This is a genomic window from Luteitalea pratensis, from assembly GCF_001618865.1.
Lineage (GTDB): Bacteria > Acidobacteriota > Vicinamibacteria > Vicinamibacterales > Vicinamibacteraceae > Luteitalea > Luteitalea pratensis.
The window spans coordinates 6599662-6626482 of sequence record NZ_CP015136.1 but is presented as its reverse complement, the minus strand read 5'-3'; the positions used below and the strand labels follow the sequence as shown (position 1 = coordinate 6626482).

The following is a 26821-nucleotide window of genomic DNA, read 5'->3' as shown; positions in this document are numbered from 1 at the left end:
CCGGCTACCTGACGCGGAAGGTGATGATCCCGCGGACCGGGTCGTAGGGGGATACGCCGACCGTCACCCGGTCGCCAGGCACCACCTTGATGCGGAACCGGCGCATGCGGCCGCTCAGCTGTGCCAGTACTTCCTGGCCCGAATCGCACTGCACGCGGTACAGTCCGCCGCTGTGCACGGCCGTGACGGTTCCCTGGACATCAATCAGATCGTCTTTGCTCAATCAGTTCGTCTCCAACAGTGCATTGTCCCACAACGCAGGGCTTGCCAAGAAATGCCGGGAATGCCGGACTGCCGAAATGTCGAAACCACCGCACCCGCTCTCGACATTCCGGCCTTTCAGCATTGAGGCATCTAGCAGATGCGCCACGGGCTCGCCAGGAAATGCCGGGAATGCCGCAATGCCGGAATGTCGAAATCACCCCCCTGCTCTCGACATTCCGGCCTTCCAGCATTCCGGCAGTAACCGGCATGAGGCATCAGGCATTACACGTCAGTCGAGTGCCCGCACCGCGGCCTCGACCTGCCTCGCCAGGGCGGCGTAGTCGTCACCGTGCAGATAGATCGGCGGCCCGAACCGCACCGTGACCCGCCCAGGCGTCGGGAATCGCGCCTTCTGGTGCAGGAGCCGGTCGGCACCCACCAGCCGTATCGGCACCACCGGGACCCCCAGTTTGGCGCCGATCATCCCGATCCCGGCCCGGAACTCGTTGATCTCGCCCGCCATCGTCCGCTTGCCCTCGGGGAAGATCAGCAGCGACTGGCCTTCTTCGAACAGTTGCCCGATGTAACGGAGGGTGTGCCGTGTCCCCGCCCCGCGCTGGGGGATCGGGAACGCATTGAAGAAGAGCGACGCCAGGTAGTAGTTCAGGCCATTGGTGACCCGCCGGTGCAACGGCTGCCCGGCCGGATGGAAATGCGGCGTGAAGAACTCCTTGGCCATCGCGACCGCGGTGTGGGCGCGCCACCGCCGTGGCAGGGCCATCAGGACGACCGGCGTATCCATGTGGCTTTGGTGGTTGGCCGCGAAGACCACGGGACCTTCCAGGCCCGCCAGATGTTCCAGGCCGCTGGCGCGCACCCAGGCGAAGAGCCGGCCGATCGGCAGGATCCACGTCGCCTGGCTCACGCGACGTACCCAGGACGGCAACAAGGCCCGGTTCCAGCTCGGGAAGTCATCCAGCCCCTCTCGGAGGGTGTCGATCGTGGACGGCGCCTCACCGACCGCTGACTCGCGAGACGATCGACCTGACTTGTCCACCGTAGCCTTGGCGACGGTGGAAGGTCGGCCGCTACGCACACGCGGCGTCGCAGGCGTTCCCTGGTCCGCCGCCGCTGGTAACCCACCGTCGCCGACCAGGCGCCGCAGGTCTCCGACGGTGCGCGCCGCCGCGAACGCCCCTTCGTCCACGATGGTCTGGAACTGCTGCTCGAGCGCCATCAGCAACTCGACCCGCTCGAGCGAACTGAGGGCCAGCGCCTCCAGCGTCGTGTCATCGCCGACGTCGTCGCGGCCCTTGGCGAACCGGGCCAGGACGTGGCGGAGGGCATCCTCGCCGGTCACGGGGCGCGCGTTCGCCTGCTCGCCCGACTCGACCCAGGCGCGAAGGGCCGTGCGTTTCAGCTTGCGGGTCCCCTCGGTGCGCGGCAGGTCCGTCCCCGTCCACTGCGAGGCGCTGCGGATCTTCTGGTGATCGGCCAGCGTCGCATTGGCGTGCTGGACCACGTGCGGCAGGCTCTCCGGGTCGTCGAGCACCACCACGGCGTGGACCCGTTCCTCGCCGTCCCATCGCCGTCCCACGACCGCCGCGTCACGTACGCCTGGCTGCGCGAGCAGCGCCCGCTCCACGTCTTCCGGAAAGACATTGAGGCCGTCGGGGGTGACGATCATCTCCTTCTTGCGCCCGAGGATCGAGAGCCGGCCCTGCTCATCGAGGCTGCCGATGTCGCCGGTGTGCAGCCAGCCGTCCTCGAGCGTCCGCGCGCTATCGCTCGTGCCGCCGACGTAGCCCTGCGAGACGTTGTCGCCACGCACGAGGATCTCGCCGTCCTCGGCGATCTTCACGTCGACGCCGTGGATCGGCTTGCCGACCGTGCCCTTGCGCGCGTGCAGGGGGTGGTTCAGGGTGACGATCGGCGCCGTCTCGGTGAGGCCGTAGCCCTGGACGACGAGGAAGCCGAGTCCGCCCCAGAACTCCTCGAGCGCCGGGTCGAGCGGGGCAGCGCCCACCACCGCGCTCCAGAACTTGAGGCCGAAGGCCCGATGGACGCGGCGGAACCGCCACCAGCGTCGATACCATTTCTCCTTCGGCAGCGCTGCGAGGCCTGAATCTGCAGGCGGCTGGAGCGCCCGCGTCTCCGGAAACGCGTGCCGGACGTGTTCGCGCAGCACGTCGAGAATCTTGGGCACGCACACGAGGACCGAGATGCGTCGCGCCGAGATCTGCCGGACGACGTCGGCTGGCGCGAGGCTGCGCATGAACACGACGGTGCCGCCCAGCATAGGTGGCACGAAGGCGGCCATCGCCTGCCCGAACATGTGACTCAGGGGCAGCAGGTTGAGGAACCGGATCGGCGAGAACGGTCCGATGTAGCGCAGGTACTTCGCCATCTCGCGCTCGATCGGCACGATGTTGGCGAGCACGTTGCGGTGCGTGATGATGACGCCCTTGGGCTCGGCGGTCGCTCCCGACGTGAAGATGATTTCGGCGGTGTCGTCGGCGGTGATGGCGACCGGCGGGGCGTCGTCGACGTCGGCCGATGCGTGAGCCTCCTCCCGCAATATCGCCGTCAGGGGCCAGCGAGGCGCGTCGACCGTCACGGCACTGGCGTCGACGTCCTCGCCGATCAACAGCAGGCGTGCCGACACGACCGCGGCGATCCGATCGACGAGCGACGGTGCCGATCGATAGTCGATCGGCACCACGACGATGCCGCGAAGCAGGCAGGCCCAGAAGGCGACGATCCATTCGGGCCTGTTCTCGCCCCACAGGACGACCGCATCACCCTTCACGAGTCCTGTCGCATGCAACCGGGCGGCGAGGCGGCGCGCGGCCGTGCCCACCTCGTCGTACCGGAACGTCCACGTGCGATAGCCGTCGTCGTGCACCAGGAACGGTCCGGTGCGTTTCGTGGCGTCGTGGAAGAAGTCGATCAGCGTGGCGCGGGCCGGTGCCGCAGTGGCCATGAGCCGCTTATGATAGCGGGACCTCATGGCACTCCCGCCGGCCTTCGCCGCGAGCGCGCTGTACGACAGTCTCCTCCAGAGCGCGCTCAAGCGCTTCCTGGCGCGAGCGACACTCGAACTCGAGGCGTCGCTCACCGATTCGTCGATCTCCACGCTGTCGATGCAGCCCACCGACGATCCGTGCGAGCTCGTGCTGTGCTGGTTCGGCACCCGGCACATCCTGCACGTGCCGCGTGCACAGCCGTTCACGGCGCACGAACTGCGGGTCGCGCGGGCCATCGGCGAGGTGCTCTCGGCGCGCTACCAGAGCATCCTCGATCCGTCCGTGCTCGCGACCCGTGCCGACCTGTTCCAGGGCCTGATCGAGGACCGCTACGTCGGGGCGTTCCTCGACCGCCGGCCGTACCGCGCCGGCACCGAGCGCAACCGGGCCGATCGGCTTGCCAACTGCATCGAGGTGCTGCGGGTCGCCGCGCTGTCCAGTTACGAGAGCCACGCCATCTCGTCGGGCGTGCTCGTGCTCGGAGACGACGCTCCGCATCCTCGGCATCAGGCCGCGCGGTCGTACGGTCAGCCGCTCACGGCCGTCAAGAGCTTCTATCGGCTCTGTGACGGCGTCCGCACCGTGTTCCTCATCGGTGAGGACGGCCTGCTCCTGGACATCATCGACATCACGCACCGGGCCAGGGAAATCCACCCCATGATGGCGATCACGTCGCCGTGCCCGTCGGCCTACCGGCAGCATGCCGCGGCCACGTTGGGCACCCGCGACACCTGTATCGTGTTGAGCCCATCGCATGAGATCAAGGTGTTTGCCGAGGGGGCTCTCGTCTTCACCTTCCGCAATGCCGAGTGGCACCTGCTCGACGTCGAGGCCAAGTACGTGCAGTGGCTGCAGGCGGTTGGATCCCGGCCCATCGCCGAAAAGCTGTTCCAGTGCGCACTCGACATGGCCGACGCGCGCCAGGGGGCCCTGCTGGTCGTGCTGCGCGATGCGGGGGCGGCAGGCTCGCTCGTTGCGCCCATCGATCGCCTCGACCGCCCGGCACCCGCCCGCGGCGACAGCGAGGGGCTCAGGCGCCCGTTGCACTATCTGCTGCGGGGTCGCACGCTCGCGGATGTCGACGAGACGGTGCTGATGGCGCTGGCCAGCCTCGACGGCGCGACCGTTGTCGATACGCGGGGCTGCCTCATCGCGGCTGGTGCCATCCTGATGCATCCGCACGGGGAGGGCACCGACGCCTGGGTCTCGGAAGGGGCACGGACGACGGCGGCCCAGACGGCGGGCCGGTTCGGCGCGGTGCTCAAGGTGAGTACCGACGGAATGATCACGTGCTACGACGATCGCAGCCTCTGGAACATCTGAACGGCTCGAAACGGAATTATCTGCCGATTGGGTGCCGCGGGCGTCCGCTGGCAGGAAGCGGGCTAGAATGACGTCCCCGGCGGGGCTGGCGCACCCCGCGCGTCCACGCCGGGGGCAGGGACAGGAAGGCGACAACTCGTATGCGAGTGTTCGTGACCGGAGCCACCGGCTACGTGGGGACAGCGGTGGTCGACGCGCTGCAACGCGCGTCGCACGACGTCGTGGCGCTGGTGCGCCACCAGGAGAAGGCCCGCCGTCTGGCGGATCGCGGAATCGACACCGCCGTCGGCACGCTCGGGAACCCGAACATGTGGCGCCAGCAGGCCTCCACCTGCGACGGCTTCATCCACGCGGGCTTCGAGACGTCGGCCAAGAGCGTCGAGATCGAACGTATCGCCCTCGACGCACTCATCGACCTGGCACGCCATGCCGGCGAGCGTGGGCCCGCGTCCCTGATCTATACGTCGGTCATCTGGGTCCTCGGCGCCACGCCTGAGCCGGCCGACGAATCGGCGCCCCTGGCTCCGACGGGCCTCGCCGCGTGGCGTCCCGCCCATGAGCAGTTGGTGCTCTCCGCTGCCACTGCTCAGCTCCGAACTGCCGTGATCCGTCCCGGGATCGTCTACGGCGGCGCTCGCGGCATCGTCGCCGATATGCTTGCGTCGGCTGAAAACGGGCTGATGCGTATCGTCGGGTCCGGTGAGAACCACTGGCCGCTGGTGTACGACCGCGACCTGGCCGACCTCTACGTGCGTGTGCTCGCGAGCAAGGACGGCCGCGGCGTGTTCCATGGCACCGACGAGGCGGACGAACAGGTCCGGACCATCGCCGACGCCATCGCGGCGCATCGGCCGCATCCGCCGGACATCCGGTTCGTGCCCCTGGCCGAGGCGCGCGCCAAGACGGGCGCGTACGCCGACGCACTCGCGCTCGACCAGCGCGTGCGGAGCCCGCGGGCGCACGCCCTCGGCTGGGCCCCGTCGCTGCGATCGGTGTCGGGCAACATCCCGCGGTTGTTCGAGGAGTTGCGCCGCGGGCGCCTGGCGCGACAGGAACAGGAACACCACGACTCGTAGGTAGGCTACAGGCTGCAGCCTGCAGCCTACGTGAGGCGAGGCAGGGATTCCGTCCTCGCCTCCTATTTGAAGCTGAGCCCCGCGGCGAGCACGAACATCGTCACGACCGGGTTGCCGACGTAGCCGGCTTCGAGGTCCTTCGCGGCAAGGCGGTAGTAGCGGCCTTCGATGTTGAAGGCGATATGCTCGCTGACGAACCAGCGGGCGCCGCCGCCGACGTTGAGCGTCAGCAGCTGTGGGCTGTACTCGAGATCCGACTCGGCCCGGCCGGCCTTCATCTGCGAGAACCCCAGCCCTCCCCCGAGATAGCTCCAGCCGCGGCCTGACCCGAAGTTCAGCGACACCTGCGGCACGATGGCGCGGACCCGGAACTCGCCGGGCGTGACCGGCGCGTCGACGGCGCCTTCTTCCGGCGGACCAGGCGTCTGGGTGCCCCCGACCATCAACAGTGACGCGCCCAGGCCCACGGTCACCTTGCGCCGCAGCGGGTAGAAATGTGCTCCCACGTCCAGCCCCAGCACCTTCTTGGGCAACTCACCGGAAGTCAGGCCCCTCGGGGCAGCCAGTTCCTCGGAGCGCCCGACCGTACTGAATGCGCCACGCGCGTCGAGCACGAAGGGGCCAGGGAGTGTGGCCGGCTGTGCCAATGCGCCAGCGGGACAGACAAGTAAGCAGACACTCACGGCTAACAGGGCACGGCAGGCGAGACGCATCGAGGAGAGTCTAACGCTTAACGCTTAACGCTTACCGCCTGCACCAGGCGCCTGACGTCGGCGTCGTCATCATCGTGCCTCGCATGACACCGTACTCTTGCAAGGAGCCACATGACACCTACCCGCCGAGCATTCTGGTCGCTCTACATTCTCAGCGTGCTTGCATTGGGTTTCGGTCGGACCGCGGAGAAGGTCGTGAAGGACTCCGGCGGTCTGCTGAGCCGGTATGGGCCCCTGCTCGGAGCCATTGTCATCGCTGTCGGGGTCGTCGGGTATCTATCCTCGCGCCCAATCGGCCGGGCATGGGTCTGGAAGGGCGTCTTCGTTCTGACCATCGTCGGTGTGGCCGGGCTCCTGGCGTTGGAGGCCGTCCTGCTGCGACTCCACGCCCCGACGGCGCGTATCCACGCGATGACACTTGCCGCCGCCATGCTTCTTGCTGCAGCGATTCCCGCGCTGCATCGCGACGCTTTCCGCAGCCCGGCAACCTGGCGACCATCACCGCCAACCGTCGGTCTGTCGAAGGAAGGCTGACCCGCCTCAAGCCTCCCCACTCCCGACTCCCGACTCCCACGTCCCGAACGCCGAAGGCCGGAGCCCCCAACTCTTCGCTCTCGTACAATCACGACATGTTTCGTGTCATCGCGTGGAGAACCGCGGCTGCCGCCGCGAGTGTGGTCGCAGTGATGGTGCTGGCGCCGCTCGCGTTGCGTCCGGCGGCCCAGGCGCCGGCGGCGAGCGGGCTCGATCTTGCGTCGGTCAGCGCCGCACGAATCGTCGCGCATGCGACGCTGCTCGCCGACGATCTGTACGAAGGGCGTGCGCCCGGTTCGCGAGGTGGCGATCTCGCCGCACGATACATCGCGACGCAGTTCGCGCTACTCGGCCTCGAGCCGGGCGCCAAGGACGGCACCTGGTACCAGCCGGTGCCGATCGTCGAGGCCACCGTCGATCGCGACGCCACGACGCTCGAGGCCAGGGGCTCGGGCGGAACGCGCGCCTTCACGATGGGCAAGGACCTGTCGCTGCTGGCCTCGGTGGATGCGGCGTCGGTGTCACTGGATGCCGAGGTCGTGTTCGTGGGGCATGGCATCGTGGCCCCCGAGTTCGACTGGAACGACTACGCTGGCGCCGACGTGAAGGGCAAGGTGGTGATGGCCATGGTCAACGACCCGCCAGCCACACCCACCGAGCCGGCGCTGTTCGGCGGCAAGGCGCTCACGTATTACGGCCGCTGGACGTACAAGTACGAGGAAGCGCTGCGGCAGGGTGCGGCCGGCGCCATCCTCATCCACACGGACGCGTCGGCGACCTACCCGTTCGGCGTCGTGCTGTCGACCACCGTCGGCGAGCAAGTGTTCGTGCCCTCGGCACCGGGCACACCGGCGCTGCAACTGAAGGCCTGGCTGACCGAGGACGCCTCGACAGCGCTTGCGGCGATCGGCGGCCACGACCTGGCAGCGTTGCGAAAGCGTGCGCTGACGCGAGGCGCCAGGGCCGTGCCACTCGGAGTGACGGTGTCCCTGCGCGTACAGCAGAAAACGGTGCGCAAGACGTCGCCGAACGTGATCGCGAAGTTCCCGGGCCAGCGCACGGACGAAGCGATCGTCTTTTCCTCACACTACGACCACATGGGTCGTCGCGAGACGAGCGACGGATCTGACGGGATCTGGAACGGCGCCCGCGACAACGCGTCCGGCGTTGCCGCCCTGCTCGAACTCGCCCGGACCTATGCGGCCGCCAGCGTCCGTCCCGGACGCACGGTGTACTTCCTCGCGCCGACGGCGGAGGAGCGCGGCCTGCTCGGCTCCGAATACTTCGCGCAGCACGCGCCGTTCCCCATCGATCGCATCGCCGCGAACCTGAACATGGACAGCATGAACGTCTACGGTTCGTCCTCCACGTTCGTGCTGCTCGGTGCGGATCGGACCGATGCGTTCGGCCTGGTCGAGGAGGTCGCGCGGCAGCAGAAGCGTGCGCCGGGCGTGGACGAGCACCCGGAGCGCGGCTACTTCTTCAGATCAGATCACTTCCCGCTTGCCAAGGCCGGCGTGCCCGCGTTCTCGCTGACACTCGGCGACGCATCCGGCTTCCGCGGTCCGCGCGCGGCAAAGGCTCGCGAGATCTCGGAGGCGTACAACGCGACGCGCTACCACCAGCCGTCCGACGAAATTTCGCCCGACTGGGACTGGACCGGCGCGGTGGAGGACACCCAGTTGCTGGCCGAACTTGGATGGCGGATCGCGGCACTGCCACGGATGCCGGCCTACAAGCCCGGCGACCAGTTCGCGCAGCCGCGCGCGAAGAAAGGGGCCAACTAGTCGTGCTCGCGACACTCGAGGGCATCCGCGCTGCCGCCCTTCGTATCGAAGGCATTGCCCGACGCACACCGGTGCTCGACCTGGCGCCGTTGCTGCCGCTGCACGTCAAGTGCGAGCAGATGCAGCCGATCGGCGCCTTCAAGATCCGCGGTGCCTACAACTACCTCGCCCGCCTGACCGAGGCGCAGCGCAGCCGCGGTGTCGTCACATATTCGTCGGGCAATCATGGCCAGGCGGTGGCCTTTGCTGCTCAGCGCTTCGGCATTCCGGCCGTCATCGTGATGCCGGAGACGGCGCCGGCCGTGAAGGTCGACGGCGCTCGCCGATGGGGAGCCGAGGTGCAGTTTGCCGGCACCACGACGGTGCACCGGCAGGCCCGTGCCGAGGTCCTCGCGGACGAGCGCGGGCTGCTCATCGTGCCGCCCTTCGATTCCCTGCCGATCATCGAGGGACAGGGCACGGCTGGCCTCGAACTGGTGGCGCAGGTACCCGGCTTGCGGACGGTCGTCGCCCCCGTGGGTGGCGGCGGATTGATCTCGGGGGTTGCCGCGGCCGTGAAGCTGAGCGACCCGTCGATTCGCGTCATCGGCGTCGAACCCGAGGGTGCGGCGAAGATGTCGACGTCGCTCGCTGCGGGGATGCCGGTCACGCTGCCTGCGGTCAAGAGCATCGCCGACGGACTGATGGCGGTGCGGCCCGGTGCGCTCAACTTCCTGCACGTGCAGGCGTTCGTCGACGAGGTCGTCACCGTGTCTGACGCCCAGATCGTGGACGCGGCTCGCCTGCTGTGGGACAGCGCCAGGATTGCCATCGAACCGAGCGGCGCGACATCGGTCGCCGGCGTGCTCCCGCGGTTGGCTGACTGGGCCCGAGAGGGCCCCGTAGTCGCCATCCTCAGCGGCGGCAACGTCAGCCTCGCCGCGCTCTCGGCGCTGACCGAGGTCTCGACCATCGAGACCTCGTGATACCTGCGCCCCGCCTCACTCGTACGTGAAGGCGACGTACACCAACCGACTCTCGCGCTGTACTTGCAAGGTCACGGGCGCGCCACGCTTGAGCGCCTGCAATGCGGTCCGCAATTGATAGAGCGTGAACGTCTTCGTGCCGTTGATGCTGCGGATGACGTCCCTTGGTGCCAACGGCACCTCGCTCCTCGCACCGGATGCCCGCGCAGCCACGACGATCCCGTACGGTTCCCGCAGGCCGCTGCCCGCGGGCACGGCCCGCGGATCGATCTCGATGCCGAGGATGCCGAGCTCGGCCACCAGGTTCTTCTCCGGATCGGCGAGCGCCGCCATGGAGTCGAACGCGCTCGTCTGCTCCACGGGAGTGACGCTGAACGTGTGTTCCGTCGTGCCGCGCAGCACTGCCACTTTCACCTTTTCGGTCGAGTCGCGGAGCCGGAAGTTGTAGATGACTGACGGCAGGTTTTCCGCCGCTTCTCCATCCACGGAGAGGAGGATGTCCCCCGTCTGCAGGCCCGCCGCTTCCGCAGGCCCGCCCGGCCAGACGTCCGACACGATCAGCCCGGAGTCGCGGGGAAGGGCGAGACCACCGGCCAGTTCCGGGGTGATCGTCTGCAGGCTCACGCCCACTTCCTGCCGCCGCAACTGTCCGTACTGCTTGAAATGCCGGAACGCCGTGCGCACGGTCGCGCTCGGAATCGCGAAGCCGAGTCCGTCGCTGCCGCCAGACGGCGAGAGAATGAACGTGTTGATGCCGACGACCTCGCCGCGGATGTTGACGAGTGGCCCGCCCGAATTGCCCGGGTTGATCGGCGCGTCGGTCTGCAGGTAGATGAGCGGCGAGTCCGGGTCCGTCTGGCGCGCGACAGACGAGATGAGCCCATGCGTCAGCGTCTTGGTCAGCCCAGAAGGGCTGCCGAACGCGAACACCGTCTCGCCCTGCCGCACGCTGGAGTACGAGGCGAGGGTCAGCGCTGGTAGTTGCGGCTTGTCGACTTTCAGCAACGCGAGATCGAGTTCGGTGCTGATGCCGACGATCTTCGCTTCGATGGTGTTCACCTTGGTCGACAACGCCGTCGCGATCGACCCATCGTCGGACGCGGGCTGCAGCAACACCTGGACGCGCTGCGCGTTGGCGACGACGTGCGCGTTGGTCATGATGTAGCCCTCGGGATCGATGACGAAGCCGGAACCGACGCCACGCTGTCGCCCCAGCTCGACCGACGTCTGACCCGGACGGGGATCGCGAGGCCCGTAGCTGGTCACGACGATCTGGACCACGCTCGGCCAGACCTTGCGGGTCAGCGCTGCGATCGACTCGTTCATCCGTTCGAGCGCGTCCGGGTAGGGCACCGGACGCTGCTGCGCCGAGCACACGCCGGCCGCCACGACGAGCCAGCACGGGACGAGCACGCACACCAACCGCAGTTGCACACGATGCATAGGCCCCGCCTCCGCGGGCGTTCAACGAATCGCCACCAGTACGTCCGTCGACCCGCAGGCCGAAGCGGCGTGGGGCGTCCTGGCTCCTCTGTGACGGGCGTGCGCCTCCTGCATACGGGAGTGACACACGACCGAACGGAGGCCCCGGCGGACCGCACGTTGCGACCACCGGCCGTCGCACGAGGCCCACGCGGCTCAAAAGGCTCGGCCGCAGCCGCCTGGCGCTGCAGACGCAGACCGGGAACGCGTTCACCGTGTTCGCGACGCTCGATCCTGGTGGCAAGTTGCGCGCCGGCCCCGCAGTCGGTTGGACCAGCGATCACGCGTTGCCGGAGAGGATGGCACGTGCCGCCACCTGCGCGTCCTCCACAGTCGCCACGACACCGTCGAGCTGTTGCTCATAGACGTCACGAAGGATATCGCCCATCCGGGGGCCGGGAGCCACGCCGAGGGCAATCAGGTGCCGGCCGAGCAGCAGCGGCGCGGGCGGGGCGTGTTCGACGCCGAGCGCCTCGACGCGATCCAGGAACCACTGGCCGAACGAGCAGTCGAAGGTGCCGCTGCGCCCGTTGCAGTCGGACTCGGCGAGCCGCGCCAGCAACACCATGTCGACCTTCCTGGCGAGGCGACGGAACGCGCCATCCGAGACCGGCTCGGCCGCCTTCGACCACGACCCGGGCAGCATGTGCCAGGCCACCAGGCCGAGCACCTGCGCGCGCACCGGGTAGCCGTCCAGCGTGTGCAGCTGCCACGCATCGAGCAGGCCAGTCGCGAGTGGCACGCCCTCGCCCTCGTGGCCGGGCGACCTGATGCGCCCGTCGATCACCGCGGTCACGAGCGGCTTGCCGATATCGTGGAGCAGGGCACCGACCATCAGGCTGACCTGCTCCGGATACAAGAATCCTTCCTTACGCGAAGCTGCCTGGTCGACGACCATGCACGTGTGCGTCCACACGTCGCCCTCCGGGTGCCATTCCGGATCCTGCGGGCAGCCGGCCAGTGCCTCGAGTGCCGGCCAGAGCCGGGAGACGACGTCGAGGTCGCGGGCGAGGTGCAGGCCGATGGAGGGCCGCGCGGCGCGCAACAGCAGCTTCTCGACCTCGCCCCAGACGCGTTCGGCGGCGAGATCGTCGAGTGGCGTGGCGCGGCACACGTCGCGCGTGCCGGGGTCGACGCTGCACTCGAATCGCGAAGCCAACTGCAGGGCGCGCAGGACGCGGAGGCTGTCCTCGCCGAAGGTCCGGCCGTCCACCATTCGCAGCACGCGTTGCGCCAGGTCGTCGCGCCCGCCGTGCGGATCCAGGTACTCGCCGGTGAGCGGATCCCAGCCCATGGCGTTGATCGTGAAGTCGCGCCGGCGTGCGGCCTCGGCAAACGGCAGGGAGGGATCGCCGTGGACCTCGAAGCCGCGATGGCCCCGCCCGACCTTGGACTCGCGCCGCGGCAGCGATACGTCGAGACCCTGCACCTTGAAGACCGTGAAACTCTCGCCGACCGTGTTGACCGCGCCCCACTGCCCGAGCAACGTCTTCAGCTCGGCGGCGGGCAGGCCGAAGACCTCGACGTCGAGATCCTTGGAGGGGTGGCCGAGCAGGGCATCGCGAACGAAGCCACCCACGACCAGGGCGCGGCCGCCGCAGGCGCGCACCTGCTCCGCGATGGCGCGAGCGAGCGAAAGTGAATCGACCTGTGTCTCCATGCGTTCCTGTCGCCGCGTCTCAAGTCTCAGGTCTCAGGTCTCAAGCACGGTTGCCGTCGATCTCGCGTCGTTTCGCCTTCCGGAACCCGGAACCCGGAACCCGGAACCCGGAACCCGGAACCCGGCACCCGGTACCCGGTATTACCTGGGCTTCCGCGTCAACCGCGTCGACACCCAGTCGGCCAGTCCGGGCAGCAGCGCCGCGGCCGCGGGCACGATGCGCGACAGCCGCAGGGGATAGATGTCGGCGCGTGGCCGGCGCAAGGCCCGCACCATCGCGGCGGCGACGTGATCGGGCGACTGCCGTGGACCCGCGCCGGCGACGTCCTGGCCCCATTCGCGCACCATCGCGCGCCGGAACTCCGTCTCGGTGCTGATCGGATAGACCATCGTCACGTGGATGCCAGTGCCGGCCAACTCGGCGCGTACCGATTCGCCGAGCCCGACCTGTGCGAACTTGCTCGCGGCGTACGCACTCATCCGCGGCACGCCCTTGCGCCCGACGATCGAGGACATGATGAACAGGTGCCCCCGGCCGGCGGTGCGGAAATGCGCGACGGCGGCCTTCGCCGCGTGGAACGTGCCGAAGTAGTTGACCTCCATCAGCCGTCGCATGGTCTCGGCACTGGTCTCTTCGAGGCGGCCGTTGAAGCCGAGCCCGGCATTGCAGACCATCACGTCGAGCCGTCCCGTACTCTCGAGTGCTACCGCGACGACGCGGTCGACCTGGACGGGGTCGGTGACGTCGCAGGGCACGACGCTGGCGATGCCGCCGGCTGCGGTGATGGCAGCAGCGGCGCGCTCGAGCTGTTCGAGGCGCCGCGCCGCGAGCACGACGTGCAGTCCCTCGCGCGCGAAGGCCCGGGCGCATGCCTCGCCGATGCCCGAGGAGGCACCCGTGATCACGGCGGTCCGGCGGTCGGTCATCGGCCGGATCGTAGCAGCCTGCCGATGCTATCCTCGGCCGTATGAATGTTCGTTCGACCCTCGTGGCCGCGACCGTTGCCTTCGCGGCGGCGGGCCTGCTGCGCCCTGACACGCTTCTGATGGCACAGCCGCCGCATGCGCCGGCGATGCCGCCGGTTCCGGCCAACCTCGGTGCACTCGAGGGCCACCTGGCCGACATCCGCATGCTGACCGACAAGGGCGAGAACGCCGAGGCCTATTTCTCGCCCGACGGTACGCACCTGATCTTCCAGTCATCGCCCGATCCGGTCTCCTGCGACCAGATGTACGTGATGAAGATCGACGGCACCGACCGGCGCCGGGTGAGCAATGGCGAGGGACGCACGACGTGCGGCTTCTTCACCACGGACGCCAGGCAGATCACCTACGCGTCGACGCACGGCAAGGCCGCCGCGTGTCCCGAGCGGCCCTCGATGGCGCAGGGCTACGTGTGGCCGATCTTCGATGGCTACGACATCTACAAGGCGAACGCCGACGGATCGGGGGCCGTGGCGCTGACCAGGACGCCTGGTTACGACGCCGAGGCGACGATGGGGCCGCACGGACGCATCGTGTTCACGAGCGTGCGCGACGGCGACATGGAGCTCTACACCATGGCCGGCGACGGGTCGGACGTGAAGCGCCTGACCAACCTCCCCGGCCCGGACGGCGGCGCGTTCTACTCGCCCGACGGCACGCAGATCGCCTTCCGCGGCCGCCACCCGCAGGCCGGCACTCCCGAGTTCACCGAGTACTTCGCGCTGCTCAAGCAAGGCCTGTGGCGCCCGACTTCGACCGAGCTGTACATCGTGAACGCGGACGGTTCGCAGCTGCGCCAGATCACCAACAACGGCGCAGCCAACTTCGCGCCGTTCTGGACGCCTGACGGCAAGCGGTTGATCTTCTCGTCCAATCTGCACAACGTGAAGGGCCGCAACTTCGACCTGTTCCTGATCGACGCCAACGGCTCCGGACTCGAGCAGGTCACGCACCACCCCGACTTCGACGGGTTTCCGATGTTCTCGCCCGACGGCAAGGCGCTCGTATTCGCGTCCAACCGGCAGCAGAAGACACGGGGCGACACCAACATCTTCACGGCCCGCTGGAAGCCCTGACGTGGAACGCGCCCGCCAGTTGCTGCGCGACCTGGTCGCCATCAACTCCGTGAACCCGTCGCTGGTGCCCGGCGCGCCTGGCGAGGCCGATGCCGCGGCGTGCCTGGCCGCATGTCTGCGCGAGTCCGGCCTCGACGTCACCGTGACCGAGGCCGCTCCCGGCCGCCCCAATGTCGTCGGCGTGCTCGAAGGCGCGCAGCCGGGGCCGACGTTGCTGTTGTGTGGTCACCTCGACACCGTGGGCGTCGAGGGCATGGACAGCCCGTTCACGCCCGTCGAACGGGACGGACGACTGTATGGCCGCGGCACGCAGGACATGAAGGCGGGTGTTGCCGCGTGCGTTGGCGCCGTGCGGCTACTCGCGGCAGAGGGCCTGGCGAAGGGCCGCGTGCTCGTCGCCGGCGTCGCCGACGAGGAGTACGCGAGCATCGGGGCCGAAGCCCTCGTGCGCGACTGGCGCGCCGATGGTGCGGTGATCACCGAACCGACGGACCTGAGTGTCGCCGTGGCGCACAAGGGATTCGCCTGGCTGGAGCTGCAGACGTTCGGCAAGGCCGCGCATGGCAGCCGCGCGGACGAGGGACGCGACGCGATCCTCGCGATGGGCCGTGTGCTCGGCGTGCTCGAACGGTTCGACCAGGAACTGCGCGCCAGGCCGACGCATCCCTTGCTCGGGAGTGGTTCGCTGCACGCCTCGACCATTGCCGGAGGCACCGAGGCGAGTGTGTACCCGGCGCACTGCCGCTTGTTCATGGAACGCCGCACGCTGCCCGGTGAAGACGGCGCGCGGGCGCTGCACGAGGTCGAACAGATGCTGGCCGTGCTGCGCAAGAACGACCCGGAGTTCCGTGCCGACGTGCGCCTCGTGGTGGAGCGCCCCGGCTACGATCTCGATCAGGCCGCGGAGTTGCCGCAGCAGCTCGTCGTCGCCGGGCGGGCGCGCGGGCTCGAGGCGCGGATCAGCGGCATGACCTACTGGACCGACGCCGCGATCTTCGGCGGCGCCGGCATTCCCACCGTCATCTTCGGCCCGCGTGGCGCCGGCCTGCACAGCCCGGTGGAGTACGTCGAGCTGTCCAGCGTCGACGAGTGCGCGTTCACGCTCGCCGCCCTGGCGAGACAGTTTCTCGGCTGACGCCAGGTCGCGTGGCCAGCTCACGGCAGAAATCCACGAATGCCCCGAAAAGCCGAAATGTGTCGCCGCGGTGAGGACCTTTTTCGCAGTGCCGGACGAAGACGGCACCCTTCACGCTGACATTTCGCGCGACGACCCGAAGGTCGACGCCTATCAATCGGCTGGCACGCGTCGACCCGAAGGTCGACGCCCCCCGAATCCTGAAGGCGGACGCCTACCGATCTGGCAACAGTCGGTCGGCGCCGTCGCGTCAGCGGATGCGGTGCCGATTCGGGTCGCCCGCGTGCGTACGCTGGTAGGCGCGACCGCCCGTCTCCCAGCCCGGCGAGTCGTGCTTGCACCCAACGCAACGCAGCGTGACGCGCGAACCTTCAACGTGCAGGTAGCGATCGTGACCATTCAGTCCGCACAGTGACTGACGCAGCCAGACGCCTACACGGGTGGTGTGCTCCGAGAACGATCGGCCGCGCGCACGAAGCGCGGGGAACGTCGTGGTGAACTGGGTGGCCTGAGCCTCGCTGGCCATGGTGTCTTTCCTCCCTGACCGGGGACTCGCGGGCGCTGGGGAGCCTGCGCGTGTGCCCTCGTCCGATTGAACGCTGTGGATGACGACTAGCGAACGGCTGGAAACAAAGCGAGGACCGTGCCAGCCCTGCGGGGCGGGTGGCAGGCCGGGGAGTGGGGCGGGAATGCTAGCGGACGCGAAGTCCCATAACTACCAACGGCTCAGCGATCGCGGACCAAGCTCTTCAGGACGAACCCGACGTTCGCGGGGCGTTCACCAAGGCGACGCATGAAGTATGGGAACCATTCGCGCCCGTACGGAATGTAGACACGGACACCGAACCCATCGCGCATCAAGGCCGCCTGGAGGTCGCGGCGCACGCCGTAAAGCATCTGGAACTCGAAGGCCGACGCCGCCAGGCCGGATGTCCCTGCGATCCGGCATGTTTCGGCAATCATCGCCGGATCGTGCGTCGCGATGGCCGGGAACCGCCCTTGGGCGAGCAGGCGCTCCAGCATCCGGACATAGGCGGCATCCACGTCGGCCTTGGACTGCCACGCCAGCGACGCGGGCTCCTTGTAGGCACCCTTCACCAGGCGAACCCGCATCCCGAGGGCGAGCACCCGATCCAGATCACTCTCGCTTCGCTTGAGGGCCGACTGCAGCACTACGCCGACGTTGGTCAGCCCCTCGTGCCACGCCGCCTCGACGAGCGTCAGCGTGTCCTCGACGTATGGCGAGTTCTCCATGTCCACGCGGACGAAGAACGCCTCGTCGTGTGCACGGGCGAGGATGGTTCCGAGGTGGCGCCCGGCGATGTCGGGAGACTGGTCCAGGCCGAGTTGTGTCAGTTTGATCGAGATGTTGCGGCCGATGGCGGCCTCGGCGATACGCGGGATCATCTCGAGGTAAGCGTTGGTGGCGGCGCTGGCCTCCACCTCGCTCGCGACGCTCTCGCCAAGCAGGTCGAGTGTCTGCGAGAGTCCCTGGGCCTCGACACTGCGGGCCGCGGCAATCGCTTCATCGATGTGCTCGCCGGCCACGAAGCGCCGGGCGAAGCCGCCATCGCCGCGCATGCCGTAGCGGCTGGCCAGTCGCTTCAGCGTCGTACTCCCGGCCAGCGTGCCGAAGGCCGCCTTCGAGAGCGCGTCGATCATGCCTCGGACGAGGGACGCGCCGGCACGAGGAGGTGTTTCAGCTGGCGGGCGTAGTAGCGCAGCACGAAACGGTCGCGCACGCGGACGATGTCCCCTTCGGGCTGCAGCACACCCCGCTCCTCGAAAAGGGCAAGCGCCTGTTCTACCGCTTCCGCGCCGTTCGTGGTACCGAGGTTGGCGCCGCTGTCCGCGAGCCGATCGATCAATCCCTGCACGGCCGCCACGAGCTCGCCACGGGGCATCGAGGGACGCATCACCGACGCCACCAGCGCCGTCGGCAGCGCCTTGTGCAGCCGGCCGACGGCGGCGAGCACGGTCTGCGCAAGGTCGATCACGTCGCGACGCGATCGGGACTCACCGCCGGTCAGCGTCACTGGTGCGCCGAACGTGACGAAGGCGCGCGATTGATAACCGACGGCGGTACCGACCATCTCGGCGAGTTCGCGCGAGAACGGCCGTTGCCGTCCCTTGGTCACCTGCGGCGCAAGGATCCGATCCTCGAGCACCAGGTCGTACGCGATGGCCACCGGCACGATGTGCAGCACCGGCACCTCGGCCAGCACGATGGCGTTGAACAGGCCCGTCTTGGCGGTCTTCAGTTCGCCGCTGTAGCTGCGGCCACCTTCCGGGTAGAAGAACAGGTCGTGCGACTGCAGCAGTTCCGCGACAAACGCCTTCAGCGTGACCAGGTAGGCCGCATCGCGCGCGCCTCTCCGGATCGGAATCGCACCGGTGACGTGTTTGTGCAGCAGGCCGAGCGCACCGCCGAACAGGTTGATGCCCGCGGCGATGATCGGCGGCCGCAGGTCGAAATCCTCGAGTATCAACAGCTCGACCAGGTAGTCGAGGTGGCTCTTGTGGTTCGAGACGTAGACGACACGGCCGGTGTCGAGTGCCTTGCGGAGATGCGGGAGGCCCTCTGCCACGCGTTCCACCTTGCGGAGAATCGGGTAGAGCGGGTGCTTCAGCGCGCGGTAGATGGAGTGGCGTTGCGTGGCGCGGAGTTCCTCGAGGTAGCCCTCGATCCGCGGGAGCGCGGCCGGATCGCCGTCTGGCGGCTCGTAGAGGCGCCGCACGTCTTCACGCGCCAGTACCGCCTGCCGCAGGTCCTCGCCAATCACGACTCACGAGTGTAGCAGCACGGATGCCGCATCCCCCGGGTAAGGTAGGGACGCCTCTCCGAGGCGTCCCTCTCCCGCAGCGGACCAGAACCGCTGCGTCTTTCGCGCGGCGATGGACCGCTCGGAGAGCGGTCCCTACCTAACTCCGATGCGCGTGAATCTCGCCGACGACGGCGTCGGTGTACTGCGTCGTGCTCGCTGTACCGCCCAGATCGCGGGTCAGCGTCGCGCCCGCAGCCAGCACGCGACTCACCGCGCCGAAGATGACATCGGCCGGCGTGCGCTCGCCGATGTGCCGGAGCATCATCAGCGCCGAGAGCAGCAGGGCCGTCGGATTGGCGACGTCCAGGCCGGCAATGTCTGGTGCGCTGCCATGCACGGCCTCGAACACCGCTGACCGTTCGCCCAGGTTCGCTCCCGGCACCACCCCCAGGCCGCCAACCAGTCCCGCGCCGAGATCCGAGACAATGTCGCCATACAGGTTCGGCAGCAGGAGCACGTCGAACTGCTCCGGTCGCATCACCAGTTGCATGCACGCGTTGTCGACGATCTTCTCGTCGTACTTCACGTCGGGAAATTCCTTGGCCACCATCCGCGCGCTGCGCAGGAAGAGGCCGTCGGCCTGCTTCATGATGTTGGCCTTGTGGATCGCCGTGATCTTCCGGCGGCCGTTGTCGACGGCGTGCCGGAACGCGAACCGCGCGATGCGCTCGCTCGCGGTTGCCGTGATGATCTTCAGCCCGGCCACCACGCCCGGCACGATCTCGTTCTCGAGCCCCGCGTACAGGTCCTCGGTGTTTTCGCGGACGATGACCATGTCCACGCCCTGGAAGCGCGAGGGGACACCGGGCAGGTTCGACACGGGACGCAGGTTCGCGTAGAGGTCCAGGGCCTTGCGCAAGCCGACGTTGACGCTCGTGAACCCTTCGCCGACGGGTGTCGTCACCGGCCCCTTCAGGGCGACGCGGTTGGCCGTGACCGAATCGAGCAGTGCTTGCGGCAGCGTGCTGCCCGACTGCTCCACGGCCCTGACGCCGGCGTGATGCTCCTCCCACTCGACGACGACGCCAGCGGCCTCGATGATGCGCACGACGGCGGCGCTGACCTCTGGCCCGATGCCGTCTCCGGGAATGAGCGTGATCCGATGAGCCATCTGCACGCCATTATAGGATCGTGCCCTCCATCGACTGGCTGCCGTGGCACACGGCCGCGTTCCTCGAGGCGCAACGCCGCCGCCGGCCCGTCCTGCTCCTGCTCGAGACGGCATGGTCGCCGGCCTGCGGGCGCGTGCGCGACGAGGTATTCGCACGACCCGACGTCGTCGCAGCCGTCGCCGATACGTCCGTGCCGGTGCGTGTCGATGCCGATCTGCGGCCCGACATCGGCGACCGCTACGGACTGGGCCATTGGCCCTCGCTGCTGGTGCTCACGCCCGAAGGGCACGTCCTCACCGGCGGCACGCACCTTCACGACGATGCGCTCGCCGCGCGCATCCGCGATGCCGCTCGCGCCTTCGCCTCGCACGACGGTGCATGGCCTTCGGCGCCCCGTGTCGGGCCGCCCGATTCGACCCGCCTCGACGACAACGCAGCCGTCCTCGATGCCTTCGCGATGGCGATCCACGCGACACGGGACCCGCGAACCGGGGCCTGCATGCATGACGGCACGCCTTCAGCCGGCGCCGCGCTCTTCGCCCTGGCGCAGGCGACCGCCCGCGGCGATGCTGACTGGGCCTCGACCGCGGCCGACACGATCGACGCGCTCCACGATGCCGCGCCCTGCCTCGACGACACCGGCGTTGTGGCGTTCGCGACGGATGCGGACGGCCTCGCCCCAGTGGCCCGGCTCGAGGACCAGGCCGAGTGGGTCCGCGTGATGGCACGTGCCGTTGGGCTCGAGCCGCTGCCCGCGTGGTCGACCCAGCTCGACCGGCTTGTGCACGGCCTTCGGTCCGCCTTCCGTCGCGACGACGGGCAGTGGCGTCCCTGGACCGGGGGCCCGCGCCTGGTCCTCGTGGATGCGAGCGCACGCGCCTGTCGCGCCCTGCTCGCCGCGGCCGACGCGCTCGACCGCCCCGATCTGGCCCGCGAAGCCATCGAAGCCCTCGAGGTCCTGGCGCCGGTGGCTTATTCCCGAGGATCTGGTGTCTCGCACACGATTGCCGACGGGCACGCGCGGGGGCCCGTCCTGCTCGACGATGCCATGCTGCTGGCGCACGCCTTGCTCGATGCCGACGCGTGGCGTACCGATCCGGTCTACCGCGACCTGGCCGAGGAACTCGTGCGCACCAGCCTTGCCCGACTGCAGGAACCCGCTGGCGCCATTCGCGATCGCGTCGCGGCGCTGGCAGGCGCGGGGCAGGTGGGTCGTCTTGCCGACGCTCATCATCCGATCACTGGGAATGCGGCCGCCGCCCGACTCCTGCGACGACTGTTCCCCGACGACGCCGGGCACGCCGCAGAGGCCCGCCGCATCCTTGCCGCGGTGACGCCGGAGGCGCTCGCCGCCGGCGCGTTCGGCGCGCCCGTCGGGCTCGCGTGGCACGCGTTCGGACCAGCCGGCGCCGTCACCGCTGCGTGGTAGACTGCACGACCCGGAGGTCCTTGTGTCACCGTCAGTTGCACCCGCCACAGCCGCCCTGCGCAACGTCGCCACCCGCCTGCGGATCAACTCCGTACGCAGCACCACCAGAGCCGGCAGCGGCCACCCGAGCACCTGCGCCTCGGCCGCCGACATCGTCGCCGTGCTGTTCCTCGGCGAGATGCGGTACGACCCTCAGGATCCGCGCCGCGTCGACAACGATCGCTTCATCCTCTCGAAGGGGCATGCCGCGCCGTTGCTCTATGCGGCGTGGGCCGAGGTCGGCATCGTGTCGCGTGAGGCTACGCTGACGCTTCGCGAGCTCACGAGTGACCTCGAAGGCCATCCGACGCCGCGGCTGCCGTGGGTCGACCTGGCCACGGGCTCGCTCGGGCAGGGGCTGGCGGCAGGTGTCGGCTGCGCGCTCAACGCGCGACGCATCGGCAGCGACTACCGTACCTACGTGCTGATGGGCGACGGAGAGATGGCGGAAGGCTCAGTGTGGGAGGCCGCGCAGAGCGGACAGTTCCACAAGCTCGACAGCCTCTGCGCCATCATCGATCTCAACGGCCTCGGGCAGAGCCGCGAGACGCAGTTCGGGCACGACACGGAAACGGTCGCGGCACGCTGGCGCGCCTTCGGGTGGCATGCGATCGTCGTCGACGGGCATGACGTCGATGCCGTGCAGGCGGCGTTTGCCGAGGGCCGTGCGACCAAGGGGCAGCCCACCGTGCTTGTCGCGCGCACCGAGAAGGGCAAGGGCATCTCGGTGATGGAAGGCAAGCCCGGCTGGCACGGCAAGCCGCTGTCGGCGGAGCAGGCCGACGGCGCGGTCGCCGAGCTGGAAGCGCAGCTGGTGCCGGAGGACGGCGGCGGATGCCCCGCGATTCCGGCGCCCTCTGGCGTGGTGGCGCGGCCGGATCCGGCGGCGCCCGGTGCCATCGAGCCGCCCTCGTACAAGAAGGGTGAGCTGGTCGCGACACGTGAGGCGTACGGCACGGGTCTCGCCAAGCTTGGCGTGGCAGACGCGCGCGTGGTGGCGCTCGACGCGGACGTGAAGAACTCCACCTTCACCGATCGCTTCGAGAAGGTCGCACCGGAGCGCTTCTACCAGGCCTTCATCGCCGAGCAGGTGATGGTGGGCATGTCGATGGGCCTCGCGGCGCGCGGGGCGATCCCCTTCTCGACCACGTTTGCGGCGTTCCTGACGCGCGCGGCCGACTTCGTGCGCATGGCTGGTATCAGCGGCGTGAACGCCAAGTTCGCGGGCAGCCACTGCGGGGTCTCCATCGGCGAGGATGGCGGCTCACAGATGGCGCTCGAGGACCTGGCGATGTTCCGCGCCGTGCCCGATTGCGCCGTGCTCTATCCGTGCGACGCGGTGAGCGCCGAGAAACTGGTGGTCGAGGCCGCGGCCCACAAGGGCATGGCCTACATCCGCACGAGCCGTCCCAAGACGCCGGTCACCTACGATGCCAGCGAGGCCTTCCCGGTGGGAGGCTCGAAGGTACTACGCTCGTCGGCCAGCGATGTCCTCACGATCGCGACCGCGGGCGTGACGGTGTTCGAGGCTCTGAAAGCTGCCGAGACGGTCGCCGGCGAGGGCATTCACGTCCGCGTCATCGACCTGTATTCGGTCAAGCCGGTCGATGCAGCCACGTTGACCACCGCCGGCCGCGAGACGACGCTGGTCCTCACGGTCGAGGATCACTACTCGGCGGGCGGCATCGGCGACGCGGTGTGCGAAGTGCTAGCGCCGCTTGGCATGCGCGTCGAGCGCGTGGCGGTACCTGCCGTGCCGCGCAGCGGCACGCCGGAGGAGTTGATGGACATCAACGGCCTCTCGGCGCGGGCGCTCGCGGAGACCATCCGCCGACTCGTCAGCAGTCGCTGACGCATGGCAGACGGTCGATCGGCATGCTCGCGGCGACTCGCCTCGGCCGCTTCTTCGCGCTGACCGCCCTCGGGGCGGCGGGCCTGCACGTCGTCGTCGGCGCGCAGGACGCCCGGCCCCTGTCGGCAGTGCGCGACGCCGCGTGGCAGCCCGATGGCGCGCGGATCGCGATTTCTCTTCTCGACCAGATCTGGACCCTGGGGCCGGACGGCAGCGATCCGCGTGCCTTCGCGGCATGGCCTGCAGGCACGCCGGCACCGGTCGAGCGCGATCCCGCGTGGGCTCCCGACGGCCGTCGGCTCGCCTTTGCCGCCGACCTCGGTTCAGGATTCGACCTCTACGTCGCCGAGGAAGGTGGTGCGCCGCGCCGCCTGACGATCGCGGCGGGCGACGATCGGCATCCGTCATGGACCCCTGATGGGCGGCTCGTGTTCGCCCACCGCGTCCGCGAGCAGTGGGGGCTGATGACGATCAACGTCGACGGCAGCGCTCTGGGCGTGCTGCCGCCGGTCGATGTCGTGATCGACACCTCCGCCGACGAGCAGTACCCCGCGGTGTCTCCCGACGGCACACGCGTCGCTTACGTATCGAGCCTGCAGGACGAGCGCGGCGGCGACGACGTGTGGGTTCGCACGCTTGAGGGCCCGACGGCGTTGCCGGAAGGCCGCGACTATCCGGCCGCCGCAAGCCAGGTCGAGGACCGGCCCTGGCGTGTGACCGCGACGCGCGGGCGCGAGTCGCACCCGGCATGGGACCCGGCCGCGACGCGGCTCGCGTTTGCCGCCAGCACCGACGGGGAGGGCGCCGTGTGGGTGGCAGCCGTGCCGTCGGCCGCGGCCCTGGCGGAACGTCGTGCACCGCGTCCGTCGGCCGATGGCGCGCCCATCCTCGTGTCGCGGCTGCGCTCGCAGCCAGCGTGGTCACCGGATGGTCGCGTGCTGCTCCTCGCGGACCTCCCTGCCGAGTGGCCGTCCTACAACGGCAACCCTGCGCGCCAGCCCGGGGAGCCGCCGCCCCTATTCGAGCGTGGATCCGGCTTCACCCTCCGGACGATTCCGGCGCCGCTGCCTCCCGACGCGGGCGCCGTCGGCGTGACCAGCGCCATCACGCCAGACGCGGCGCGGTGGACGCTGGCGTTCGATCGCACCTGGCAGCTGTTGCGTGACCTCTATTACCAGGCAGGGCCGTCGGCCACGGCATGGGAGGCGCTGCGCGATCGGCTGCGTCCCAAGGCGGCTGCGGCTCGTTCCGGTGCGGAACTGGAGCGCATCGTCGACGACCTGGTGGCGCGGCAACCGCTGGTACGGACGCCGATCAGCTCGCAGGACGGGATGGTCGTGTCCGGCCATCGCCTGGCGAGCGAAGCCGGCGCCCGCGTTTTGGCGCAGGGCGGCAACATCGTCGACGCCGCGATCGCCGTCTCGTTCGCACTCGGTGTCGTCGAGCCGGACGCGTCAGGCATCGGCGGCGATGGCATGGCGCTGCTGTTCCTGAACGGCATGCGCGAGCCGGTGGTGATCGACTACAAGGACCAGTCGCCGATCCACGCGACGCTGACCAATGCGGCGATTTTCCGTGAGGGCCGTCTCGTGAACGACGGACCGGCGGCGGCCAACATCCCCGGCGTGGTCGCCGGGATGGACCATCTGCACCGTCGCTACGGATCCGGTCGATTCAGCTGGACACAGTTGATGGCGCCGGCAATAGCGCTCGCCTCGGACGGTTACGAACTCGACGAGACGTTGCCCTCGACGTTGCGTGAAGGCCGGGCACTGCTCGAGCGTTACCCCGAAGCGGCGCGCGTGTACCTGCCCAACGGCCGCGTCCCGCGTGCCGGCGAGCAGTTCGCGAACCCGGACTACGCTGCGACGCTACGGGCGATCGCGGCCGAAGGTGCCGATGCGTTCTACCGCGGCAGTATCGCCAAACGGATTGCAGCCGACATGGAGGCCAATGGCGGCATCATCGGCCTCGAGGATCTCGCGCAATACCAGGTGATCGAGCGCTCACCCGTCTCCGGGCGTTACAGGGGATTGCCCATCTTCGCTGCGCCGCCGCCTGTCTCGACCGGAACGTCGCTGATCGAGACGCTGCAGATCCTGGACCGCTACGGCGCGGCGCGGGGTGTGCTGCTGCGGGACGCTCCCGACTACCTGCATCACGTAATCGAGGCATGGAAGGTGCGCGACCCGTTGCGGCGCATCGCCGACCCGGCGCTCTGGCCGGTCGAGGTCGCGCCGCACCTCGACCCGGCGCACGCGGCCACCCTCTTCGGGCGCATCGATCCGGCGCACGCGATGCCGTTTTCAGAAGATGCCGACACCGCCGGCCAGGGGCAGGGCGAGCGCATCGGCCGCGGCACCACCGCCTTTGCCGTCGGCGATTCGGCCGGCAACGTGATCGTGGTCACCCAGACGCTGTCGACGTGGGGCGGCAACTTCTACGTCTCGAAGGGCCTCGGTTTCCTCTACAACAACCACCTGCGTGGCTACCGCACCGTGCGCGGTGCGTACGGGCAACTGCTGCCGCTGATGCGGTCCTCGTCGACCAGTGCACCGACGCTGGTGTGCGAGGACGTCAACGGCACGCTGAAGCCGCGACTGGCCGTCGGGGCCGCTGGCAACGCGTGGATCGGTGCCTCGGTGTACTCCATCATCCTCGGTCACGTCGACGGCGGACTGAACGCGCAGGCGGCGATCGAGGCACCGCGTCTCCTCGTCGCACGTGATCCTGCCGATCCGGCCGGGCTCACGCCACGCGTGCAGATCGAGGATCGCTTCCCGGCGGCCGTGCTCGACGATCTCGCTGGCCGCGGGCATCATTTCCAGAAGGTCGGGCGCAAGGGCGAGTACCGGTACGGGTACGCGGCTGTCCTGCAGTTCGACCAGGCGACCGGCCGCATCGAGGCCGGCGCCGAACCGAGGCGCTCGCACGCCGCGGTCGCGGTACAAAGATAGAGGCGGTCCAGCCGTTGGGGCCGCGTCACAAAGGTAGGGCCGGCGGTCCCTGGGGCGCCGAAGCCTTGGCGGAGGCGGCCGAGCCCGGCCAACCCGCCAGCACGCAGGTGATCATGCCGACCAGTCGCACGTCGCTCCTCATCGACCAGCTGCACCGCGCCTTCGATGGCGACCCGTGGCACGGGCCGTCCCTCGTGCGCCTGATCGGAGACGTCACGTTCGCCCAGGCCATGGCCACGCCACCTGCCGGCGTACATTCGATCGGCGCGATCGTGGCGCACATGACGTCGTGGGTCGCGGAGGTGACCCGTCGAGTCTCCGGCCATCCGCCAGCCGATCCGATCGAGGGCGACTGGCCGATCCCGCGCGCGACGGACCAGGCCGGATGGGCCGCCATGCACCTGGAACTGGCCGAGGCGATGGCGCGGCTCACCGAGGCGGTCGCGGGATTTCCCGAGGCCCGCTGGGACGATCTGGTCGGTGAGTCGCGCGACGCCGCGCTTGGTACGGGTGTCACGTACGAGCAGACGGTTCTCGGCCTGGTGCAGCACCTTGCCTACCACGGTGGACAGGTGGCGATCCTGCGCAAGCTGGCCGCCTGACAGGCATTCGGAAGGTAGGGCCGGCTCGCCTTGGGCACCG

The 26821-nt window shown here is 69.1% G+C and carries 21 protein-coding genes; 11 read left to right on the top strand and 10 right to left on the bottom strand.

What is annotated here, in order from left to right; all coding sequences use genetic code 11:
• Positions 1 to 4: 4 nt before the first annotated feature.
• Complete coding sequence (infA, locus tag LuPra_RS27880) at positions 5 to 223, bottom strand: translation initiation factor IF-1 (protein ID WP_110173799.1); 219 nt, start codon at positions 221 to 223, stop codon at positions 5 to 7.
• A 270-nt stretch (positions 224 to 493) separates the two neighbouring features.
• Positions 494 to 3187 carry an AMP-binding protein gene (locus tag LuPra_RS27875; protein WP_162472850.1) on the bottom strand — a complete coding sequence of 898 codons (2694 nt, stop codon included), beginning with the start codon at positions 3185 to 3187 and terminating at the stop codon, positions 494 to 496.
• A 25-nt stretch (positions 3188 to 3212) separates the two neighbouring features.
• Between LuPra_RS27875 and LuPra_RS27870 the strand changes: the two genes are divergently transcribed.
• Together LuPra_RS27870 and LuPra_RS27865 are read left to right on the top strand one after the other, a co-directional pair.
• On the top strand, positions 3213 to 4553 hold the full coding sequence (locus LuPra_RS27870; protein WP_162472849.1) for a hypothetical protein: 1341 nt from the start codon (positions 3213 to 3215) through the stop codon (positions 4551 to 4553).
• Between the two features lie 140 nt (positions 4554 to 4693).
• The gene (locus LuPra_RS27865; RefSeq protein WP_110173796.1) at positions 4694 to 5629 is read left to right on the top strand and encodes an NAD-dependent epimerase/dehydratase family protein; all 936 of its coding nucleotides are present in this window, start codon (positions 4694 to 4696) and stop codon (positions 5627 to 5629) included.
• A gap of 62 nt (positions 5630 to 5691) precedes the next feature.
• Here the strand turns inward: LuPra_RS27865 and LuPra_RS27860 are convergent, their stop codons facing one another.
• Complete coding sequence (locus LuPra_RS27860) at positions 5692 to 6312, bottom strand: outer membrane protein (RefSeq protein ID WP_157899776.1); 621 nt, start codon at positions 6310 to 6312, stop codon at positions 5692 to 5694.
• A 141-nt stretch (positions 6313 to 6453) separates the two neighbouring features.
• Between LuPra_RS27860 and LuPra_RS27855 the strand changes: the two genes are divergently transcribed.
• From LuPra_RS27855 to LuPra_RS27845, 3 genes are all read left to right on the top strand, one after another.
• Positions 6454 to 6876, top strand: a complete 423-nt coding sequence (locus LuPra_RS27855) for a hypothetical protein (protein ID WP_110173794.1) — start codon at positions 6454 to 6456, stop codon at positions 6874 to 6876.
• A gap of 95 nt (positions 6877 to 6971) precedes the next feature.
• Positions 6972 to 8663, top strand: coding sequence for a M28 family peptidase (locus LuPra_RS27850; protein WP_110173793.1), 1692 nt, complete (start codon positions 6972 to 6974; stop codon positions 8661 to 8663).
• 2 nt (positions 8664 to 8665) lie between these two features.
• Positions 8666 to 9628, top strand: a complete 963-nt coding sequence (locus LuPra_RS27845) for a threonine ammonia-lyase (RefSeq protein WP_234800586.1) — start codon at positions 8666 to 8668, stop codon at positions 9626 to 9628.
• Positions 9629 to 9643: 15 nt separating this feature from the next.
• Here the strand turns inward: LuPra_RS27845 and LuPra_RS27840 are convergent, their stop codons facing one another.
• The 3 genes from LuPra_RS27840 to LuPra_RS27830 all read right to left on the bottom strand — a co-directional run bounded on the left by LuPra_RS27840 (position 9644) and on the right by LuPra_RS27830 (position 13697).
• The gene (locus LuPra_RS27840) at positions 9644 to 11071 is read right to left on the bottom strand and encodes a trypsin-like peptidase domain-containing protein (protein WP_110173791.1); all 1428 of its coding nucleotides are present in this window, start codon (positions 11069 to 11071) and stop codon (positions 9644 to 9646) included.
• A gap of 319 nt (positions 11072 to 11390) precedes the next feature.
• Positions 11391 to 12770, bottom strand: a complete 1380-nt coding sequence (locus LuPra_RS27835) for a CCA tRNA nucleotidyltransferase (RefSeq protein WP_110173790.1) — start codon at positions 12768 to 12770, stop codon at positions 11391 to 11393.
• Between the two features lie 141 nt (positions 12771 to 12911).
• Entirely contained in the window at positions 12912 to 13697 is a 786-nt protein-coding gene (locus tag LuPra_RS27830; protein ID WP_110173789.1) for an SDR family NAD(P)-dependent oxidoreductase, read from the bottom strand.
• Positions 13698 to 13738: 41 nt separating this feature from the next.
• Here LuPra_RS27830 and LuPra_RS27825 point away from each other — a divergent pair, with 41 nt between their 5' ends.
• The gene (locus LuPra_RS27825; protein ID WP_110173788.1) at positions 13739 to 14830 is read left to right on the top strand and encodes a TolB family protein; all 1092 of its coding nucleotides are present in this window, start codon (positions 13739 to 13741) and stop codon (positions 14828 to 14830) included.
• A gap of 1 nt (position 14831) precedes the next feature.
• Positions 14832 to 15965 (top strand): M20/M25/M40 family metallo-hydrolase, encoded by a 1134-nt coding sequence (locus tag LuPra_RS27820; protein ID WP_110173787.1) that lies wholly within the window; start codon positions 14832 to 14834, stop codon positions 15963 to 15965.
• Between the two features lie 250 nt (positions 15966 to 16215).
• Here LuPra_RS27820 and LuPra_RS27815 read toward each other — a convergent pair whose 3' ends face one another.
• The 4 genes from LuPra_RS27815 to LuPra_RS27800 all read right to left on the bottom strand — a co-directional run bounded on the left by LuPra_RS27815 (position 16216) and on the right by LuPra_RS27800 (position 19901).
• Complete coding sequence (locus tag LuPra_RS27815; protein ID WP_110173786.1) at positions 16216 to 16491, bottom strand: hypothetical protein; 276 nt, start codon at positions 16489 to 16491, stop codon at positions 16216 to 16218.
• A 200-nt stretch (positions 16492 to 16691) separates the two neighbouring features.
• On the bottom strand, positions 16692 to 17627 hold the full coding sequence (locus LuPra_RS27810; RefSeq protein ID WP_110173785.1) for a proline dehydrogenase family protein: 936 nt from the start codon (positions 17625 to 17627) through the stop codon (positions 16692 to 16694).
• A complete protein-coding gene (locus LuPra_RS27805; protein ID WP_110173784.1) occupies positions 17624 to 18748 on the bottom strand; it encodes a 1-acyl-sn-glycerol-3-phosphate acyltransferase in 1125 nt (374 codons plus the stop codon). The genes LuPra_RS27810 and LuPra_RS27805 overlap by 4 nt, the downstream gene beginning before the upstream one ends.
• Before the next feature lie 139 nt (positions 18749 to 18887).
• Positions 18888 to 19901 (bottom strand): isocitrate/isopropylmalate dehydrogenase family protein, encoded by a 1014-nt coding sequence (locus LuPra_RS27800; protein WP_110173783.1) that lies wholly within the window; start codon positions 19899 to 19901, stop codon positions 18888 to 18890.
• Positions 19902 to 19921: 20 nt separating this feature from the next.
• Between LuPra_RS27800 and LuPra_RS27795 the strand changes: the two genes are divergently transcribed.
• From LuPra_RS27795 to LuPra_RS27780, 4 genes are all read left to right on the top strand, one after another.
• Positions 19922 to 21331 carry a DUF255 domain-containing protein gene (locus LuPra_RS27795; protein ID WP_157899775.1) on the top strand — a complete coding sequence of 470 codons (1410 nt, stop codon included), beginning with the start codon at positions 19922 to 19924 and terminating at the stop codon, positions 21329 to 21331.
• Between the two features lie 22 nt (positions 21332 to 21353).
• Positions 21354 to 23222: a transketolase gene (locus LuPra_RS27790; protein ID WP_234800585.1), complete on the top strand. Its 1869-nt coding sequence runs from the start codon at positions 21354 to 21356 to the stop codon at positions 23220 to 23222.
• Positions 23223 to 23245: 23 nt separating this feature from the next.
• Entirely contained in the window at positions 23246 to 26179 is a 2934-nt protein-coding gene (locus LuPra_RS27785; protein WP_110173781.1) for a gamma-glutamyltransferase, read from the top strand.
• Between the two features lie 113 nt (positions 26180 to 26292).
• The gene (locus tag LuPra_RS27780; protein ID WP_157899774.1) at positions 26293 to 26781 is read left to right on the top strand and encodes a DinB family protein; all 489 of its coding nucleotides are present in this window, start codon (positions 26293 to 26295) and stop codon (positions 26779 to 26781) included.
• Positions 26782 to 26821 lie beyond the last annotated feature (40 nt).

What these genes read in the sequence shown, in the direction of transcription:
- LuPra_RS27800 (WP_110173783.1), bottom strand. Translation starts at nt 19,901, where the DNA reads ATGGCTCATCGGATCACGCTCATTCCCGGAGACGGCATCGGGCCAGAG.
- LuPra_RS27835 (WP_110173790.1), bottom strand. Translation starts at nt 12,770, where the DNA reads ATGGAGACACAGGTCGATTCACTTTCGCTCGCTCGCGCCATCGCGGAG.
- LuPra_RS27840 (WP_110173791.1), bottom strand. Translation starts at nt 11,071, where the DNA reads ATGCATCGTGTGCAACTGCGGTTGGTGTGCGTGCTCGTCCCGTGCTGG.
- LuPra_RS27865 (WP_110173796.1), top strand. Translation starts at nt 4,694, where the DNA reads ATGCGAGTGTTCGTGACCGGAGCCACCGGCTACGTGGGGACAGCGGTG.
- LuPra_RS27830 (WP_110173789.1), bottom strand. Translation starts at nt 13,697, where the DNA reads ATGACCGACCGCCGGACCGCCGTGATCACGGGTGCCTCCTCGGGCATC.
- LuPra_RS27815 (WP_110173786.1), bottom strand. Translation starts at nt 16,491, where the DNA reads ATGGCCAGCGAGGCTCAGGCCACCCAGTTCACCACGACGTTCCCCGCG.
- LuPra_RS27785 (WP_110173781.1), top strand. Translation starts at nt 23,246, where the DNA reads ATGCTCGCGGCGACTCGCCTCGGCCGCTTCTTCGCGCTGACCGCCCTC.
- LuPra_RS27780 (WP_157899774.1), top strand. Translation starts at nt 26,293, where the DNA reads ATGCCGACCAGTCGCACGTCGCTCCTCATCGACCAGCTGCACCGCGCC.
- LuPra_RS27875 (WP_162472850.1), bottom strand. Translation starts at nt 3,187, where the DNA reads ATGGCCACTGCGGCACCGGCCCGCGCCACGCTGATCGACTTCTTCCAC.
- LuPra_RS27825 (WP_110173788.1), top strand. Translation starts at nt 13,739, where the DNA reads ATGAATGTTCGTTCGACCCTCGTGGCCGCGACCGTTGCCTTCGCGGCG.
- LuPra_RS27870 (WP_162472849.1), top strand. Translation starts at nt 3,213, where the DNA reads ATGGCACTCCCGCCGGCCTTCGCCGCGAGCGCGCTGTACGACAGTCTC.
- LuPra_RS27855 (WP_110173794.1), top strand. Translation starts at nt 6,454, where the DNA reads ATGACACCTACCCGCCGAGCATTCTGGTCGCTCTACATTCTCAGCGTG.
- LuPra_RS27850 (WP_110173793.1), top strand. Translation starts at nt 6,972, where the DNA reads ATGTTTCGTGTCATCGCGTGGAGAACCGCGGCTGCCGCCGCGAGTGTG.
- LuPra_RS27810 (WP_110173785.1), bottom strand. Translation starts at nt 17,627, where the DNA reads ATGATCGACGCGCTCTCGAAGGCGGCCTTCGGCACGCTGGCCGGGAGT.